Genomic DNA, 18,100 nt, shown 5'->3' with positions numbered 1-18,100 from the left:
GTCAGTTCTTCTTTCTCGAGTAGAAGGGGAGCTCGGTGACGGTCATCGGGAGGCGCGTGCCGCGGATGTCGACGGCGAGCGCCGTCCCGGGCTGCGCGGAGGCGGGGGCGACGTAGGCCATCGCGATCGGGACGCCCAGGGTCGGCGAGAGGACGCCGCTGGTGACCACTCCGACCTCGTCGTCGCCGGAGAGGACGGTGTAGTCGGCACGGGCGGCGCGGCGGCCCTCGCCGACGAGCCCGACGAGCACGGGAGCGTCTCCGGAGGGACCCTCCTCGCTGGCCGCGCGGCCGACGAAGTCGATCGGCTTCCCGAAGGCGACGACGCGGCCGAGGCCGGCCTGTGCGGGGAAGACGTCGCGGGAGAGCTCGTGGCCGTAGAGCGGCATGCCCGCCTCGAGGCGGAGGGTGTCGCGGGCGGCGAGGCCGGCGGGGACGAGGCCCGCTCCGGCACCGGTCTCGGCGAGAGCCTGCCAGAGCGCGGGAGCGGAGTCGGGCGAGACGTAGATCTCGAAGCCGTCCTCGCCCGTGTACCCGGTGCGCGCGATCAGGATCGGATGCGCCTCGAAGGTCGCGGGCACGGCGCGGTAGTAGCGCAGCTCCGCGAGCAGGCGGGCGGCGTCGTCCGTGTCGAGCACGGACTCCGCTCCCCGCTCGGTCTCGACGGCGAGGCCCTGGACGTTCTGCAGGATCTCGAGCGAGCGCGGGCCCTGCAGCGCGATGAGGGCGACGTCGTCGCTCTCGTCGAACAGCTCGCACTCGAACATCGCGGTGCGGTCGCGGAGCGTCTCGACGACGATGTGCCGGTTGGCCGCGTTCGCGACGACCATGAAGCGGTCCTCGCCCGTGCGGTAGACGACGAGGTCGTCGATCACGCCGCCCGTGCGCTCCAGGAGGAGGGTGTACTTCGCGCGGCCGGCGGCGACGGCCGAGATGTCGCTCGCCAGCGCGTAGTCGAGGGCGTCGACCGCCTCGGGGCCGACGACGAGGATCTCGGCCATGTGCGAGAGGTCGAAGAGGCCGGCGGCAGTGCGCACGGCGTGGTGCTCGGCGAGATCGCCGGAGTAGCGGACCGGCATCTGCCACCCGGCGAAGTCGGTGAAGGACGCGCCGGCGGCGACGTGCACCTCGTGCAGGGGCGAGTAGCGGGCTTCGGGGCTGGTCGTCGGGGTCTCGGACATGAGTTCTCCATTTCGTCGCAGTGCTGGACTCGCGCCGCGTTCGCGGCAGAGCACAGCAGTGCCGTGGGAACTCCCCCTCTGTCGTGGAGCCTGAGAGATTCGCGCCACCCCGAGGGGTCGAGCGCTTTCACCATGGGCGGATCCGAGCGGATCGCTTTCCAGAGTGGCCAGTTCGACGCGGTACAAGACCTGAGAGATTGGCGGGGAGGCTTGCTCCTTCGGTGCCGACCGGAGTCGGCTCTCCCGCGTCGCGTATTGCGGCCCGGTATTCGGTTGTGCGGTCAGCCTAGCGGTGAGGGCAGACCCTGCGCGGCGTGTCGCCTCTTCCGCTAGGTGTTCAGGTGTTCGTGACACTAAGGTGATCCCAGCACTTACAGTCGGTGCGACTCTTAGTGGGGGGCATCGGATGCCGGACGTGCAGCTCGCCGTGTCGACGGTGATCTTCGCCCTGCGGCCGCACCCGGAGACCGGAGCGAGCACCGTCTGGATCCCCGTCGTCCGGCGCATCCGCGAGCCGTTCGAGGGACTCTGGGCACTGCCCGGCGGACCGCTGCATCCGGACGAGGACCTCGCCGAGTCGGCCCGCCGCACTCTCCGCGAGACCACGGGCCTGGCTCCGCGCTACCTCGAGCAGCTCTACGCCGTCGGCGGCACCGACCGCTCCCCCGGTGAGGACCGCGTCGTGTCGATCGTCTACTGGGCGCTCGTGCGCTCCGCCGAGGCCGACGAGGCCATCGTGGGAGAGAACGTCGCCTGGCTCTGCACCGATCTGCCGCTCGAGCTCGCCTTCGACCACGGACTGATCGTCGACTACGCCCTCTGGCGCCTGCGCAACAAGATGGAGTACTCCCGCATCGCGCAGGCCTTCCTCGGCGGCGCCTTCACCCTGTCCCAGCTGCGGGAGGTCCACGAGGCCGTCCTGCAGAAGCCCCTCGACCCGGCCAACTTCCGCCGGACGATCGAGAGCTCCGGCACCGTGGTGCCCACCGGGGAGCGCCTGACGGGCACCCGCCACCGTCCCCCGCGCCTCTACCGCTACGACGAGTCGGCGGCGCTCGTCGACAACGGCCCGCTGCCCGTCTGAGCGCGCCGCCCGACTCCCTTACCCGCCTCACGAGGAGAACACCGTGACATCCGTCGACAGCACCATCCGGCTCATCGAGGGCGGCTCCGCGCCCGGCGCCACCTGCGCGCCCGAGCTCGCGGAGGCCCCCTGGTCGTTCGACCTCGGCCTGCCCGCCTACGGGCCCGGCGCCTCCCAGGCCGACCCGATCCCGGCCGACGCCCCGGTCCAGGGACGTCTGCCGGAGGAGTACACGACGGCGAGCGCCGACGAGCTGCACCACCGCATCCTCGCGGCGAAGGAGACGCTCGGCGAGCGGGTCGTCGTGCTCGGGCACTTCTACCAGCGGGACGAGGTGGTGCAGTACGCCGACTACGTGGGCGACTCGTTCCAGCTGGCGAAGGCGGCGACGAGCCGGCCCGACGCCGAGGCCATCGTCTTCTGCGGCGTGCACTTCATGGCGGAGACGGCCGACATCCTCTCCGGACCGGAGCAGGCCGTGATCCTCCCGAACCTGGCGGCCGGCTGCTCGATGGCGGACATGGCCGACATCGACTCCGTCGAGGACGCCTGGGCCGAGCTCACCGAGCTCTACGGCACCGAGCCGGACGCCGATGGCCGCGTGCCGCTCGTCCCGGTCACGTACATGAACTCCTCCGCCGCGCTGAAGGCGTTCTGCGGCCGAAACGGAGGCGTGGTCTGCACCTCCTCGAACGCGGCGACCGTGCTCGAGGACGCGTTCGCGCGCGGGCAGCGGGTGCTGTTCTTCCCCGACCAGCACCTCGGCCGCAACACCGCCAAGGCGATGGGCGTGCCGCTGGAGCGGATGCCGATGTGGAACCCGCGGAAGCCGCAGGGCGGCTCCGACACCGCGACGCTCCTGGACGCGCAGGTGATCCTCTGGCACGGCTTCTGCTCGGTGCACAAGCGCTTCACGACGGCCCAGATCGCGAAGGCGCGCGCCGAGCACCCGGGCGTGCGCGTGATCGTGCACCCGGAGTGCCCGATGGCGGTCGTCGACGCGGCCGACGAGTACGGCTCGACCGACTACATCGTGAAGGCGATCCAGGCGGCACCCGTTGGATCGACCTTCGCGATCGGCACCGAGATCAACCTGGTGCAGCGCCTCGCCGTCCAGTACCCGCAGCACACGATCTTCTGCCTCGACGACGTGGTCTGCCCCTGCTCGACCATGTACCGCATCCACCCCGGCTACCTCGCCTGGGTGCTCGAGGGACTGGTCGCGGGGACGGTGCTCAACCGGATCGAGGTCGCGGAGTCGGTGCAGGCCGAGGCGCGCATCGCCCTCGAGCGGATGCTCGCGGCCGTTCCGCCCGCCGGGCCGGCGGCGGTCTGACATGGCGCGGGTCGTCGTCGTCGGCAGCGGCATCGCCGGGCTGGTCGCCGCGCTGACGGCGCAGCACCGCCACGAGGTGCTGCTCGTCACCAAGGGCGCGCTGGCGGAGTCGTCGACGCGCGCCGCGCAGGGCGGGATCGCCGCGGTCACGGCGCCGGGCGACTCCGTGGCGCTGCACGTGGAGGACACGCTCACCGCCGGTGCGGGCCTCGCCGTGCGCTCGGCGGTCGAGGTGCTCTGCGCCGAGGGGCCGGAGGCGGTCGCGGTGCTGCAGGAGTGGGGCGTCGGCTTCGACCGTGAGGGCGGCGAGCTGGCGCGGGGACTCGAGGGCGCCCACTCGCGTCCGCGGATCCTGCACGCCGGCGGCGACGCGACGGGTTCCGCGATCGAGGCCGCGCTCGTGGCGGCGGTGCGGGCCTCGTCCGTCGAGGTGCGCGAGCACGCCGCCCTGGTCGACCTGGTGCGGGAGGGCGTCTCGGTCACGGGCGCCGACGTCCTGCACGACGGCGTGCTCGAGCGCCTGACGGCCGACGCGGTCGTGCTGGCCACCGGAGGCGCCGGTCAGCTCTACCGGCACACCACCAATCCGTCCGTCGCGACCGGGGACGGGCTCGCCGCCGCCCTGCGGGCAGGAGCGGAGACGGCGGACCTGGAGTTCTACCAGTTCCACCCGACCACGCTCGCACTGCCGGGCGGCTTCCTCGTCTCGGAGGCGGTGCGCGGCGAGGGCGCGGTGCTGCGCGACGCCGCCGGCGAGCGGTTCCTGGCCGGGGTGCACCCCGAGGCCGAGCTGGCGCCGCGCGACGTCGTGGCGCGCGCGATCGCGGAGCGGATGCGGCTGCAGGGCGGACTGCCCGTGCACCTGGACGCCCGGGCGATCGATTCCGAGGTGCTGGCGAAGAGGTTCCCGACGATCTCGGCGGCCTGCCGCGAGAACGGGCTCTCGCTCGCCGACGACCTGCTGCCCGTGACTCCGGCCGCGCACTACTGGATGGGCGGGATCGCGACCGACCTGGACGGGCGCACCAGCCTCCCCGGGCTGTTCGCGGTCGGCGAGGTCGCCCGCACCGGCGTCCACGGCGCGAACCGCCTCGCCTCCAACAGCCTGCTCGAGGGCGTCGTGTTCGCGCGCCGCGCGGCGCTCGCCCTCGACTCCCTCTCCTGGAGCGGGGGCCCGGTCGCCCCTCCCTGCGCCGTCGTGCCGATGACGCTCGACCGCGCCGCTCTCCAGGACGCGATGTGGGCGGGAGCCGGCCTCTCCCGGGACGCGGCGGGGCTCACAGCGGCGCGCGACGCGCTCGTCGCCTCCGCCTCGCCCGCTCCGCTCGAACTGAGGACGCTCGAGGACGCGAACCTGCTGACCTGCGCCCTCGCTCTCATCGACGCCGCGCTCGCGCGCACGCACTCCGTCGGCGCCCACCACCGCACCGACTCCTCCGACCCCGCGACGGCGAGCGCCGCCGCCCCCACCAGAGAGGCGGCCCTTCCGTGCTGACCCGCCAGAGCATCGACCGCGTCGTCACCCTCGCCCTCGAGGAGGACGCGCCCTGGGGCGACCTGACCTCCGACACCCTCCTCCCCGCGGACGCCACCGCGAGCGCCGCCCTCGTGGCCCGCGAGCCCGGTGTCTTCAGCGGCGGCGCCGTCCTCGTCGGCACGATGCGGCAGGTCGACTCCCGGATCCGCTGCTCGGTGCTCGTGGAGGACGGCGCGGTCTTCGAGGCCGGGCAGACCCTCGCCCGGATCGAGGGCCCCGCGGGCGGCGTGCTCCGCGGCGAGCGCGTCGCGCTCAACCTCGTGCAGCGGATGAGCGGCATCGCCACCCTGACGGCGCAGTACGTCGCTGCGGTGGAGGGGACGCGCGCCCGCATCGTCGACACCCGCAAGACCTCGCCGGGTCTGCGCGCGCTCGAGAGGCACGCCGTCCGCAGCGGTGGCGGCCGCAACCACCGCTTCTCGCTCTCGGACGCGGTGCTGGCGAAGGACAACCACCTCGCGGTGCTCGCCGCGCGCGGGATCGACCTGACCGCGGCCCTGCGGGCGGCGCGCACCTCGATCCCGCACACGGCGCACCTCGAGGTCGAGGTCGACCGGCTCGACCAGATCGAGCCCGCGCTGGCGGGAGGCGCGGACACGATCATGCTCGACAACTTCACCCCCGAGCTGCTCCGCCAGGGCGTCGCCCTCATCGGCGGGCGGGCCGTGGTCGAGGCGAGCGGCGGCGTCGACCTCACGACCGTGCGCGCGATCGCGGAGGCGGGGGTCGACGTGATCTCCGTCGGCGCGCTCACCCACAGCGTCCACTCGCTCGACCTCGGCCTGGACATCGCGGTCGAGTGATCTACCTCGACCACGCCGCGACCTCGCCCGTGCGCCGCGAGGTGCTGGACGCCATGTGGCCGTTCCTCACCGCGGAGTACGGCAATCCGTCGAGCAGCCACTCGCTCGGCGACGCCGCGGCGCGCGCGCTGGAGGCGGCGCGCGCTCACGTGGCCCGCTTCCTCGGCGGCCGCGCCTCTGAGACGCTCTTCACCTCCGGCGGCACGGAGTCGATCAACACGGCGGTCAAGGGCCTCGCGCTGGGGTCGCCGCGCGGACGGCACCTGGTGATCTCGGCGCTCGAGCACGAGGCGACCGTCGAGTCGGCCGACCACCTCCGGCGCCTGCACGGCTTCGAGGTGTCGACGGCCCCCGTCGACGCGACCGGCCTGCTCGACCTCGACGCGCTCGCCGCGCTGGTCCGGCCGGACACCGCGCTGGTCTCGGTGCTCGCGGCGAGCAACGAGATCGGGACGGTGCAGGACGTTCCGGCGATAGCGGCGCTCTGCCGATCGCGGGGCGTGCCGCTGCACGTGGACGCCGTCCCGGCCGCCGGCTGGCTGGACGTCGCGGGCTGGGGCGCCGACGCGGTCTCGGTCTCGGGGCACAAGCTCGGGGCGCCGAAGGGCGTGGGGGCGCTGCTGCTGCGCAGCCGGCTCCCGTTCGAGCCCCTGCTGCACGGCGGCGGCCAGGAGCGGGAGCGGCGCTCGGGTACCGAGAACGTGGCCTTCGCGGTCGCGCTCGGCACCGCGGTGCGCCTGCTCGATCCGGACCGCGCGGCGTCGGAGCGGTCCGAGCGTTCGCCGAGCGGGTCGCGGCCTGGCGCCCCGGGCCGTGCCGCTGGGCTCCGCGGCGCACCGGCTCCCCTCGATCGCGGCGTACGCCGTCCCCGGGCGCAGCGGCGAGTCGACGCTCCTCGAGCTGGAGGAGCGCGGCGTCGTCGTCTCGAGCGGCTCGGCGTGCGCCGCCGGGCGCGACGAGCCCTCGCCCGCGCTGCTGGCCCTTGGCCTCGACCCCGACGTCGCCCGGACCGCCGTGCGGTTCAGCTTCGGCGAGGGCGCCACGCTCGAGGAGGCCGAGGCCGCGTCCTCCGCGCTCTCCGCGGTCCTCGCCTGAGACCTCTCGCAGCGGATCCCCGTCGATCGGGAATGTCCGGGGCGTCCGCCGCTGTTCTCCCTCCGTACCGCGCATCCGCGCCCGCGAGTCGAGCCGTCGATGCGCCCCTCACACCGATCCCCCTCACGACCGGAGAACACCTGTGACCGAGCGCAGCACCCTTCCCGCCGCGCGGCCCGCCGCACCCGCCGCCGCCACGACCCTCGAGCCGCGCAGCCGCCTGGTCATCAGCCTCCTGCTGGTGTCGGCGTTCGTCGTGATCCTCAACGAGACGATCATGAGCGTGGCGCTGCCCGACCTCATGCGCGACTTCGACGTCGAGGCGCACGTGGGCCAGTGGCTCTCGACCGCCTTCATGCTCACGATGGCCGTCGTCATCCCGATCACGGGCTACCTGATCCAGCGGCTGCACACCCGCACGCTCTTCGCCGCCGCGATGATCCTCTTCAGCCTCGGCACCCTCACCGCCGCGCTCGCCCCGACCTTCGCGGTCCTCCTGGCGGCCCGCGTGGTGCAGGCCGGAGGCACGGCCATCATGATGCCGCTGCTGATGACGACCGTGATGACGCTGGTGCCCCCGGCGATCCGCGGCCGGATGATGGGCAACATCTCGATCGTCATCTCGGTGGCTCCGGCCGTCGGACCGACGATCTCGGGCGTCATCCTCAACTTCCTCGGCTGGCGCTGGATGTTCTGGATCGTGCTGCCGATCGCGATCGGCGCGCTGCTCCTGGGCCTGCGTAAGGTCGAGAACGTCACCGAGCCCCGCTCCATCCCGATCGACTCGCTCTCGGTCGTCCTCTCGGTCTTCGGCTTCGGCGGCCTCGTCTACGGCCTGTCGAGCCTCGGCGAGGGCGGAGCCGCGGTCGTCGCCCCGTGGATCCCGTTCGTCGTCGCGGGCCTCGGCCTCGCGGGCTTCATCGCGCGCCAGCTGCTGCTGCAGCGCACCGACCGGGCCCTGCTGGACCTCCGGACCTTCTCCTCCGCGAACTTCACCATCGTCATCGCGATGATGGCGGTCAGCATGTCGGCGCTCTTCGGCACGCTGATCCTGCTGCCCCTCTACACGCAGAACGTGCTGGGCCTCACTCCGCTGGAGACCGGGCTGCTCCTGCTCCCCGGCGGCCTGCTGATGGGCCTGCTCGCGCCGTTCGTCGGCCGCGGCTACGACCGCTTCGGCCCGCGCGTGCTGCTCGTGCCCGGCTCGATCGTCGTCGCCGGCGCGCTGTGGGGGTACACCCTGCTCGCGGCGGACTCATCGCCCTGGTTCGTCCTCTCGCTGCACGTGACCCTCAGCCTGGGCCTCGCCTTCGTCTTCACGCCGCTGTTCACCGCCGGCCTCGGCTCGGTGCGCCCCTCGCTCTACTCGCACGGCAGCGCGATCATCGGCACCGTGCAGCAGCTGGGCGGCGCGGCCGGCACGGCGCTGTTCGTCACCGTCCTCTCGATCCGGTCGGCGGAGCTCGCGCAGGGCGGCGCCGACCAGGCCGCCTCCTACGCCGGCGGCATCCACTCCGCGTTCCTGTGGGGCGCGTCGATCGCGACGGTCGCGATCGTGGCCGCGTTCTTCGTCCGCCGCCCGGCGGAGTCGGACGCGCCGCTCCCGATGGCGCACTGAGCCGGGCGGGCCGACCCCGCCTGTTCACCTCCGCGTCACCCCGCCTCCCTACGGTGTCGCCCCGGCCGCCGCGCTCCCGATCGCGCGGCCGGGACGGAGACGAGACGTGACCGAGACGGCCGGCCCCCAGGACGTGCTCGACGCCGGAGCGGCCACCCCGCCTCCCCGCACGCTGGTCGACGTCCTCCGCGACACCGCGGAGCGCCACCCGGACGCCTCCGCCCTGGAGGACCCGGCCGGCGCGCTCAGCTACCGGGAGCTGCTGGCCCGCACGGTGCAGCTCGCGGGCGAGCTCACCACCGCAGGGGTCCGACGCGGCGACCGCGTCGGGATCCGCATGCCCAGCGGCTCCCGCGAGCTCTACCTCGCGATCCTGGCCGTCCTCGCCGCGGGAGCCGCGTACGTCCCGGTGGACGCGGACGACCCTGAGGAGCGGGCGCGCCTCGTCTTCGGCGAGGCCGCCGTCCGCGGCGTGATCACCGGCTCCGGCCGCTTCGAGCGCACCGGCGCCGACGAGCCGGCCGCGCGCCTGTTCACCGCGAGCGCGCCGCACCGGGCACGGCGTCGATCCCGCTGCTGCAGCCGCCCTCGCTCGAGGACGACGCCTGGATCATCTTCACCTCCGGCTCCACCGGAACCCCCAAGGGAGTGGCGGTCAGCCACCGCTCCGCCGCCGCCTTCGTCGACGCCGAGGCGCGCCTGTTCCTCCAGGCGGAGCCGCTCGGCCCCGGGGACCGGGTGCTGGCCGGTCTCTCGGTCGCGTTCGACGCGTCCTGCGAGGAGATGTGGCTCGCCTGGCGGCACGGCGCCTGCCTCGTCCCCGCTCCCCGCTCGCTGGTCCGCAGCGGCATGGACCTCGGCCCCTGGCTGACCACGCACGGCATCACCGTGGTCTCGACCGTGCCGACCCTCGCGGCGCTCTGGCCCGCGGAGTCGCTCGAGAACGTCCGCCTGCTGATCTTCGGTGGCGAGGCGTGCCCGCCGGAGCTCGGCGAGCGCCTGGCCGTCGAGGGCCGCGAGGTCTGGAACACCTACGGGCCGACCGAGGCCACCGTCGTCGCCTGCGCCGCGCCCCTCGGCGGGCCTCCCCCGGTGCGCATCGGGCTGCCGCTGGACGGCTGGCGGCTCGCCGTCGTGGACGCGGACGGGCAGCGGGTCGGCGAGGGCGAGGTCGGCGAGCTGGTCATCGGCGGGGTCGGGCTCGCGCGCTACCTCGACCCGGTCAAGGACGCCGAGAAGTACGCGCCGGCACCGCTCCTGGGCTGGGAGCGGGCCTACCGCTCCGGCGACCTGGTGCGCTTCGAGAGCGCCGGCCTGATCTTCCAGGGGCGCGCGGACGACCAGGTGAAGCTCGGCGGTCGGCGGATCGAGCTCGGCGAGGTCGAGGCGGCGCTGCAGGCGCTCCCCGGAGTCTCGGGGGCGGCGGCCGCGGTCCGCACCACGGCGGCCGGCAACCAGGTCCTCGTCGGCTACCTGGCCCTCGCCGGCGGCCGGGAGCTCGACCGCGACGCGGCGCTCGCCCGCCTGCGTGAGGAGCTGCCCGCATCCCTCGTGCCGCTGCTGGCCGTGGTCGAGGAGCTGCCGACCCGCGTCTCCGGCAAGGTCGACCGCGCCGCACTCCCCTGGCCGCTCGCCGTGGGCACGACCGAGGACGCCTCCCTCGACCCCGAGGAGGCGTGGCTCGCCGCCCTCTGGCGCGACGTGCTCGGCGTGCCGGTCGACGAGCGGGCGAACTTCTTCGACCTCGGCGGCGGCTCCCTCGCCGCCGCCCAGCTGGTCGCGCGGATCCGCGAGCGCGACCCCGAGTTCACGGTCGCCGACGTCTACGCCCACCCGCGTCTCGCGGCGATGGCCGCCGAGATCCAGAGCCGCTCGACCGGCGCTGCGGAGGTGTCCGCTCACCGCATCGCGCCGGTCCCCCTCAGGATGCGCGTGCTGCAGACCCTCCTCGGCGCACCACTGCTCGTGCTCGGCAGCGCCCGCTGGATCACAGCGATCCTCAGCGTCACCGCGGTGCTCGACCTGGTGCCGGGGTTCGGCTGGCTGCCCACCGCTCCGCTCGCCGCGCTGATCCCCGCCTTCGCGCTCTTCCTCACGCCGTTCGGGCGGATGGGGCTCACCGTCCTCGCCGCGCGCACCCTGCTGCGCGGGATCCGAGCCGGAGACCACCCGCGCGGCGGGAGCGTGCACCTCCGGCTCTGGCTGGCCGAGCAGATCGCGTTCCAGCTCAAGGCCGTGAGCCTGGCGGGCGCGCCCTGGGTCGCCTACTACGCCCGCGCGCTCGGCGCCCGCATCGCCGACGACGTCGACCTGCACTCCCTCCCTCCGCTGACCGGGATGCTCACGCTCGGGCGCGGCGCCGCGATCGAGCCCGAGGTCGACCTCTCCGGCTACTGGATCGACGGCGACGTCCTGCGCGTCGGCGCCGTCCGGGTCGGCGCCGGCAGCACGGTGGGCGCGCGCAGCACGCTCCTCCCCGGCGCCCGGATCGGCAAGCACGCGCAGATCGAGCCGGGATCGGCCGTCTTCGGGCGAGTGCCGGCCGGGCAGCGCTGGGGAGGATCCCCCGCCCAGCGGCTCGGCAGGGCGAACGCCGGGTTCCCCTCGGAGCGCCCGGCGCGCCGCCCGGGCTGGGTCTGGGCGTACGGAGCGTCCGCGGTCGGCCTCGCGGCGGTCCCGGTCCTCGCCTCGCGGCGGGCTCGCCGTCGTGGCCGCCGCCGTGCGCGGCTCGGCCGGCCTCGGCGCCGCGCTCGGGCCCGCTCTCGTCGCCCTCGTGCCCGCCGTCGCCGTCTCCGGAGTCGTCCTCGCCGCTCTCGTCGTCGTCCTGGTGCGCCTGCTCGGCCGGGGCGTCGAGCCGGGCACCCACCCCGTGCGCGGTCGGATCGGCTGGCAGGTCTGGTCGACGGAGCGGCTGCTCGACTCCGCGCGGGTCCTGCTCTTCCCGCTCTACTCGGGCCTGTTCACCCCGGTCTGGCTGCGGCTCCTCGGCGCGAAGGTCGGACGCGACGTCGAGGCCTCGACGGTGCTGCTCCTGCCCGCGATGACGACCATCCGCGACGGCGCGTTCCTCGCCGACGACACGCTCGTCGCCTCCTACGCGCTCGGCGGCGGCTGGATGCGGCTCGCCCGCGCCGAGATCGGCGAGCGCGCGTTCCTCGGCAACTCCGGCATGGCGGCTCCCGGTCACACCGTGCCCGCCGGCGGTCTCGTCGCCGTCCTCTCCTCCGCGCCCCGGAAGTCGAAGGCGGGCTCGTCGTGGCTCGGCTCACCGCCCGTGCGGCTGCGGCGCACCGTCGTCGAGGCGGAGTCGGCGCGCACCTTCCGTCCCGCCCGCCGACTCCGCGCGGCCCGCATCGCGTGGGAGCTCGGCCGCTTCGTCCCGGTGGTCGTCTCGGTCGCGATCGGCCTCGGCGTGGTCGCCGGACTGCTGGCGCTGATCCAGACGCTCGGGTCGGTGCTCGCCGCGCTCGTGGGTGGCGTCGTCCTGCTGGCCGCCGGGGCGGTCGCCGCGGCCGTCTCCACCGCCGCGAAGTGGATCCTGATACAGCGGGTCGAGCCGAGCGAGCAGCCGCTGTGGTCCTCGTTCGTCTGGCGGAGCGAGCTGGCCGACGCCTTCACCGAGATGGTCGCCGCGCCCTGGTTCGCCCACGCCGCCGCGGGCACTCCGGCGCTGGTCTGGTGGCTGCGGAGCCTCGGCGCCCGGATCGGACGCGGCGTCTGGTGCGAGAGCTACTGGCTCCCCGAGGCCGATCTGATCTCGCTCGGCGACGGAGCGACCGTGAACCGGGGCTGCGTCGTGCAGACGCACCTGTTCCATGATCGAATCATGAGCATGGATCTCGTGAGCCTCGACGCCGGCGCCACCCTGGGCCCGCACAGCGTGATCCTCCCCGCCGCGCGGATCGCCGAGCACGGCACGGTCGGCCCCGCCTCGCTCGTCATGCGGGGGGAGCTCGTGCCCGCGGGCAGCCGCTGGAGCGGCAACCCGATCGGCCCGTGGCGCGAGGTGCGCGTCGCCGACTACCACGCGCCCGTCGCGTGAGCCCCGCGCTGACCGGGCTCGAGACCGCCGGCGACCCCTACGTCCCCGGCATCGGGAACACCGGCTACCGCGTCGAGTCCTACGACCTCGACCTCGACTACCGCGTCGCCTCGAACCGCCTGGCCGGCCGGGCCGTGCTGCGGATCGTCGCGCTGCAGCCGCTCCGGCGGTTCTCCCTCGACCTCTCCCGGCTCCGCGTGTCCCGCGTCCGGATCGACGGACGCCGCGCCCGCCACGAGCAGGCGCCGCACAAGCTGCGGGTGTCCCCCGCCGAGCCGCTGGCCGCCGGCGAGAGCGTCGACGTCGAGATCGAGTACAGCGGCCACCCCGCCCCCCGCGCCAGCCACTGGGGCGAGCTCGGCTGGGAGGAGCTGGAGGACGGGGTGCTCGTCGCCTCGCAGCCCTCCGGCTCCTCCACCTGGTTCCCCTGCAACGACGACGTCGCCGAGAAGGCTCCGTACCGCCTGCGCGTCACCGCCGAGGAGGGCTACGCCGTGCTCGCGAACGGGGTGCTCGTCGACTCGAGCGCCCGCTCCGGCCGCCGCACCTGGCTCTACGAGCAGCGCGAGCCCAGCGCCGCGTACCTCGCCTCGGTGCAGATCGGCCGCTACGCGATCGAGGAGCGCGTGCTCGCCGGGGTCGCGGTGACCCTCGCCCGCCCCGCCGCCCTGGCCGCTCGGGTCGCGCACGACTTCGCTCCGCTCGAGCGCATGCTCGCCCTGTTCACGCGGCTGTTCGGGCCCTACCCCTTCGCCCGCTACTGCATCGTCGTCACGGCGGACGAGCTGGAGATCCCGCTCGAGGCGCAGGCGATGGCGGTGTTCGGAGCCAACCACGCCGACGGCCGCGGCGGCTCGGAGCGCCTCATCGCGCACGAGCTCGCGCACCAGTGGTTCGGCAACAGCGTGGGCATCGCCCGGTGGCGCCACATCTGGCTCAACGAGGGGTTCGCCTGCTACGCGGAGTGGCTGTGGTCGGAGGAGTCGGGCCGCGCCACCGCCGACGCCTGCGCCCGCCGCCACCACGCGGTGCTGCGGGCCGCGGCGCAGGATCTCGTACTCGCCGATCCGGGGCCGGTCGCGCTCTTCGACGACCGCGTCTACAAGCGCGGCGCGCTCACCCTGCACGCGCTGCGGCTCACCGTCGGCGACGAGCCCTTCCTCCGGCTGCTGCGGGAGTGGACGTCCCGCTACGCCTCCGCCGCCGTCACCGACGAGGAGTTCCGCGAGCTCTGCACCGAGGTCCTCGGCGAGGGCGTGGACGATCTGCTCGACGCCTGGCTCCTCGACGAGGAGCTGCCGCCGCTACCGTCCCGGCGCTGACACCAGCGAGTCCGCGAGCGCGTCGCCGTGCTCGCGCCGCCAGCCGATGATGGGCCCGGCGCCCGCGTCCCCCATCGGCCCGAGGGCGACGCTGACCCGCAGCGCGGGGTCCAACTGCGGCTCGGCCAGCCGGAAGCGGACGCCGTCGATCCGCGCCTCCGCCGCGTGGTGCGACTCGTGCACGTGCACCCGGCGCGGGTCGAGCTCGAGCCCGCGGCCGTCCGCCTTCAGTGCGGCCTCGATCCGGGTCCAGTGCAGGACGGGGTCGGCGGGGCGCATCCCGCCCGTGGCGAAGGGCGCCCCGGCGATGCGAGTGATCCGCTCCCCGCGCTCGGGCGAGCCCAGCGTCGGCTCCACATCGACGCCGACCGCACCGGCGCTGCTCGCCGCGACCACGACGGCGCCCGCGCAGTGCGCGATGCTCACCGACAGCAGCTCGAGCGCGATCCCGCGTCCCTCCAGCCGCGGCCGGCCGTGCGCGCCCCCGCAGCGCGGGCAGCAGGCGACGACCCGGACCTCCGACGCGCGCGTCCCCGTGAGCTCGGCCGCGAGCATCCGCAGGAGCACCCGCCCGAAGACGAAGCGCTCGGCCGCCGACGCGGCGACCGTGCCGGCGTAGCGCTCGCGCTCCTCGTCGCTCAGCAGCGGCAGCAGCCGCTCGGCGTCCAGCGTCTGCTCGTCGAGCGCCAGCCAGCGCAGGTGCACCCCCGGCAGCTCCGCGCCGATCCCCGACTCCCCCATGTCCGTCCCCCCGGTCAGCTCGTCGCGGCGTGCTCGCCGCGCTCGTACACGTCCGCGGCCGATCCGACGATCAGCGGGTCCGGACCCAGCGGGCCCACGACCTCCTCGTCGCGTCCGTCGTAGTCGTAGAGGCTCAGGACGTAGCGCATGGCCTCGAGCCGGGCGCGCTTCTTGTCGTTGCTCTTCACGATGGTCCAGGGAGCGTCGGCGGTGTCGGTCGCCGCCATCATCGCCTCCTTGGCCGCGGTGTAGTCGCCCCACTTGTCGAGCGAGGCGAGGTCCATCGGCGAGAGCTTCCACTGGCGCACGGGGTCGATCATGCGGATCGTGAACCGGGTGCGCTGCTCCTCCGCCGAGACCGAGAACCACAGCTTCACCAGGTCGATGCCGTCGCCGACGAGCATCCGCTCGAACAGCGGCGTCTGGCGGATGAACTCGTCGTACTGCGCCGGCGTGCAGAAGCCCATCACGCGCTCCACGCCGGCCCGGTTGTACCAGGAGCGGTCGAAGAGGACGATCTCGCCGGCGGCCGGCAGGTGCGAGACGTAGCGCTGGAAGTACCACTGACCGGCCTCGCGCTCGGTCGGCTTCTCGAGCGCGACCACGCGGGCTCCGCGCGGGTTGAGGTGCTCGGTGAAGCGCTTGATGGTGCCGCCCTTGCCCGCGGCGTCGCGCCCCTCGAACACGACCACGAGTCGGCGCCCGTGCTTCTTGATCCAGTTCTGCAGCTTCAGCAGCTCGATCTGGAGGAGGCGCTTGCCCGCCTCGTACTCCTCGCGCGACATCCGCTCGTCGTAGGGGTAGCCCTCGCGCCAGGTGTCGACCTGCGTGCCGTCGCGGCGCAGGAGCACCGGATCGTCGTCGTCCTCGTCCAGCACGACGAGGTCCCGCGCGTCGGCGGGTGTGAGCGTGCGGAGCAGCTCGGGAGTGGGACGGAGGGCGTCATCGGCGGTGTCGGGCACGGAGGGACGCTAGTGCGCCCGTGCGACGCTCCGGTGAACGGCGGGTATCCCCGCGTCTGCGGGGAGGACGGTCGGACGGGCTGCCGCGCCGATCGCGGTCCCGGCCGCCGGATGCGCAGGCTGATCACGGCGGCTGTACGCAGCCGAGGCTGCAGTGCTCGATCGGGGCGCTCCCGCGAGGATCGACCGGCTCCGCCTCGTCTCGGGACGGCGTCAGCCGGTGAACGCCGCAGGAGGCAGGTCGGTCTCGCCGCCCTCGACCGCGTCGAGCAGCCGGTCGACCACGTCCTGCGGCGCCAGACCCGCGCCGAAGCGGGGCGCGTCTCCCGCGAGCGGGTGCCGGGACAGCTCGGTCTCGGTGTGGCCGGGGCGCGCGTCGAGCAGGAGGACGCCCGCCCGCTTGTACTCGCGGGCCGAGGCCTTCACGAAGGAGTGCAGTGCCGCCTTCGAGGCGGAGTACGCGGCGAGTCCCGCGGTCGGAGCCTCCGCCACCACGCCGCTGATGGTCAGCGCGAACGGCTCGCGCCCCTCGCCCGCCGACGCGACGAGCGACGGCAGCGCGGCGGTCAGCACCCGGATCGGCGCCAGCGCGTTCACCTCGACCAGCTCCTCCAGAACGGCCGGATCGAGCTCGGCGGAGGGCCCGAAGGCCACGACGCCCGCGGCCACGACGACGCCGTCGAGGCGCCCGTGCCGCTCGAGCACCTCGGCGACCACGCGCCGGGGCTCGTCCTCCCCGCGCAGGTCGGCGACCAGGGGTGTCTCGCCGAGCGCCGCGGAGTCGCGCCCCGAGCGCACCGCGACGGCACCGCGCGCCTCCAGCGAATCGGCCAGGAGGCGGCCGAGGCCGCCCGAGGCTCCGAGGACGAGGACGACGGCACCGTCGAGACGAGTCATGTGGCGAGCCTAGACGGGTGCGCTGTCGCGGATCGGCACTACCGTCCGAGCGACCGGGCCCCTACCGTGAGGCCCATGACACGACTGCAGAGCCGTGCCGTGCTGCAGCGCCTGCTCGAGGTCCTCGAGGATCCCGCCCCCGTCACCATCGGCCACGCGCGTCACGTCCGGATGCTCGTCCGCGAGGCTCTGGAGTGGATCGCCGGCCCTCGGGCGCAGGAGTCCGGTGCGTGGAGCGGCCCCGCTTCGGGAGAGCCCGCGGCCGCGCTCGCCCCCGAGGATCCCGCCGCCACGGACCCGGGTCTCTGACGCTCCCGCCCTCCTCGTAGACTCGTTCGCCGGAGGAACGGGGGGTCGATGGACGAGGGTGCGCCGGCGGGCTGGTACCGCGACGAGGCCGATGCGGCCGAGATGCGCTGGTGGGACGGCAGGCGGTTCACCGGGGCGCGCCGCTCCGCGCAGGACAGTGCCGCGGTGGTGCGGGACGCACCCGTCACCCCCGTCACGGAGCGCGTCGACTACCGGCTCCCGAACGCCGACGGCGCCCCGAGCGTCGACGCCCTCGCCGAGGCCGAGCGGATCGAGGAGATCGCCGATCTGATCGGCCGCACGCTCGAGCAGGGCGAGATCGACGAGCGGACCCTCGAGGTCGACCTGATCCCCGAGCCCGACCACCCCACCGGCCTCGACGCCGTCTCGGTCCGGGCCGGCGGCCGCGTCCTCGGCTACCTGCCGAACGCCTCCGCCCACCGGGCCGCTCTCGACCGGGTCGTGGCGAGCGGAGCCGTCCCGGTCACGACCGCGCGCCTCCGGGTCGAGCGCGGCGAGGAGGGCCTGCGGGCCGTCCTCCGCGTCGCCCTGGTCGCCCCCGAGCTGCTCGTGCCGCTCAACGAGCCGCCCGTCGAGCGCCACTCGATCCTCCCCTGGTCGCGGGGCCTGCCGGTCCTGCGCGAGGACGAGCACTTCGCCCGCCTCTCGACGGTCGTCCCGGCGAGCGGCCGCGGCCTGCTGCTGGTGACCCTGCACCCGGCCGGCGACCTCGTCGAGCTCCGTCTCGACGGCGAGCGGGTGGGCGAGCTCTCCCCGACCGTCTCGGCGGATTTCACCCCGACCCTCCGCCACCTCGCGAGCCTCGGCCTCACCGCCGCCGCCTACGCCTCCCTCCGCGGATCCCCGCTGAAGGTCGAGCTCACACTGCAGGCCGCGAAGGCCGCGGAGCTGCCCGCCGAGTGGGTCGACGGCCGTCCGGTCACTCTCCCCCGACTCCTCCCGCCGGCCCGGACCTACACCGTCCCGCCCGCGTACACGCCGCCGCTGCGTCCCACTCCCCGCAGCTCGGAGGCGGTCTCCCGTTCGGTCCGCCGGACCGTCGCCTGGGTGGTCGTCGGCGTCTGCACCCTCGTCGGGCTGTCGAGCTGGCTGATCGGGGACGTGCTGAACTGACGGGCGGAGCGGACGTCCGCGGACGTGACCGGCCTCGTGT

12 protein-coding genes, 2 pseudogenes and 1 riboswitch are annotated in these 18,100 nt (G+C 74.4%); of the genes and pseudogenes, 10 read left to right on the top strand and 4 right to left on the bottom strand.

Annotation, left to right across the window (positions count from 1 at the left end):
* Position 1: 1 nt before the first annotated feature.
* The gene (gene gcvT, locus GTU71_RS02280; protein WP_104328313.1) at positions 2-1,180 is read right to left on the bottom strand and encodes a glycine cleavage system aminomethyltransferase GcvT; all 1,179 of its coding nucleotides are present in this window, start codon (positions 1,178-1,180) and stop codon (positions 2-4) included.
* A gap of 168 nt (positions 1,181-1,348) precedes the next feature.
* Positions 1,349-1,436: riboswitch (glycine riboswitch) on the bottom strand.
* Between the two features lie 150 nt (positions 1,437-1,586).
* Between gcvT and GTU71_RS02275 the strand changes: the two genes are divergently transcribed.
* The 8 genes and pseudogenes from GTU71_RS02275 (at position 1,587) to GTU71_RS02240 (ending at position 14,017) form a co-directional block, all read left to right on the top strand.
* Positions 1,587-2,264, top strand: coding sequence for an NUDIX domain-containing protein (locus tag GTU71_RS02275; RefSeq protein WP_104222969.1), 678 nt, complete (start codon positions 1,587-1,589; stop codon positions 2,262-2,264).
* Positions 2,265-2,307: 43 nt separating this feature from the next.
* A complete protein-coding gene (gene nadA, locus GTU71_RS02270) occupies positions 2,308-3,600 on the top strand; it encodes a quinolinate synthase NadA (protein ID WP_159939212.1) in 1,293 nt (430 codons plus the stop codon).
* A gap of 1 nt (position 3,601) precedes the next feature.
* Positions 3,602-5,095, top strand: coding sequence for an L-aspartate oxidase (gene nadB / locus GTU71_RS02265; RefSeq protein ID WP_159939211.1), 1,494 nt, complete (start codon positions 3,602-3,604; stop codon positions 5,093-5,095).
* On the top strand, positions 5,089-5,940 hold the full coding sequence (gene nadC / locus GTU71_RS02260) for a carboxylating nicotinate-nucleotide diphosphorylase (RefSeq protein WP_159939210.1): 852 nt from the start codon (positions 5,089-5,091) through the stop codon (positions 5,938-5,940). The genes nadB and nadC overlap by 7 nt, the downstream gene beginning before the upstream one ends.
* A pseudogene (locus GTU71_RS02255) lies at positions 5,937-7,035 on the top strand (cysteine desulfurase family protein). The gene nadC and the pseudogene GTU71_RS02255 overlap by 4 nt, the downstream one beginning before the upstream one ends.
* Before the next feature lie 142 nt (positions 7,036-7,177).
* The gene (locus tag GTU71_RS02250) at positions 7,178-8,653 is read left to right on the top strand and encodes a DHA2 family efflux MFS transporter permease subunit (protein ID WP_104352675.1); all 1,476 of its coding nucleotides are present in this window, start codon (positions 7,178-7,180) and stop codon (positions 8,651-8,653) included.
* A gap of 106 nt (positions 8,654-8,759) precedes the next feature.
* A pseudogene (locus tag GTU71_RS02245) lies at positions 8,760-12,695 on the top strand (Pls/PosA family non-ribosomal peptide synthetase).
* Positions 12,692-14,017 (top strand): M1 family metallopeptidase, encoded by a 1,326-nt coding sequence (locus GTU71_RS02240; RefSeq protein WP_244230614.1) that lies wholly within the window; start codon positions 12,692-12,694, stop codon positions 14,015-14,017. The pseudogene GTU71_RS02245 and the gene GTU71_RS02240 overlap by 4 nt, the downstream one beginning before the upstream one ends.
* On the opposite strand, the gene GTU71_RS02235 is transcribed toward GTU71_RS02240, so the two are convergent.
* From GTU71_RS02235 to GTU71_RS02225, 3 genes are all read right to left on the bottom strand, one after another.
* A complete protein-coding gene (locus tag GTU71_RS02235; protein ID WP_104345334.1) occupies positions 14,000-14,758 on the bottom strand; it encodes a hypothetical protein in 759 nt (252 codons plus the stop codon). The two genes, GTU71_RS02240 and GTU71_RS02235, sit on opposite strands and share 18 nt — an antisense overlap.
* Positions 14,759-14,772: 14 nt before the next feature.
* A complete protein-coding gene (ppk2, locus tag GTU71_RS02230) occupies positions 14,773-15,633 on the bottom strand; it encodes a polyphosphate kinase 2 (RefSeq protein WP_244230712.1) in 861 nt (286 codons plus the stop codon).
* 300 nt (positions 15,634-15,933) lie between these two features.
* Positions 15,934-16,617 (bottom strand): SDR family oxidoreductase, encoded by a 684-nt coding sequence (locus GTU71_RS02225; RefSeq protein WP_104255094.1) that lies wholly within the window; start codon positions 16,615-16,617, stop codon positions 15,934-15,936.
* Between the two features lie 75 nt (positions 16,618-16,692).
* On the opposite strand from GTU71_RS02225, the gene GTU71_RS02220 reads away from it, so the two are divergent.
* Positions 16,693-16,926 (top strand): hypothetical protein, encoded by a 234-nt coding sequence (locus GTU71_RS02220; protein WP_104345335.1) that lies wholly within the window; start codon positions 16,693-16,695, stop codon positions 16,924-16,926.
* Positions 16,927-16,974: 48 nt separating this feature from the next.
* Complete coding sequence (locus tag GTU71_RS02215) at positions 16,975-18,060, top strand: DUF2510 domain-containing protein (protein WP_159939209.1); 1,086 nt, start codon at positions 16,975-16,977, stop codon at positions 18,058-18,060.
* The last annotated feature ends 40 nt before the right edge of the window (positions 18,061-18,100 follow it).

The organism is Rathayibacter sp. VKM Ac-2762 (assembly GCF_009866585.1).
Classification (GTDB): Bacteria; Actinomycetota; Actinomycetes; order Actinomycetales; family Microbacteriaceae; genus Rathayibacter.
This window is presented reverse-complemented; position numbering and strand designations above follow the sequence as displayed.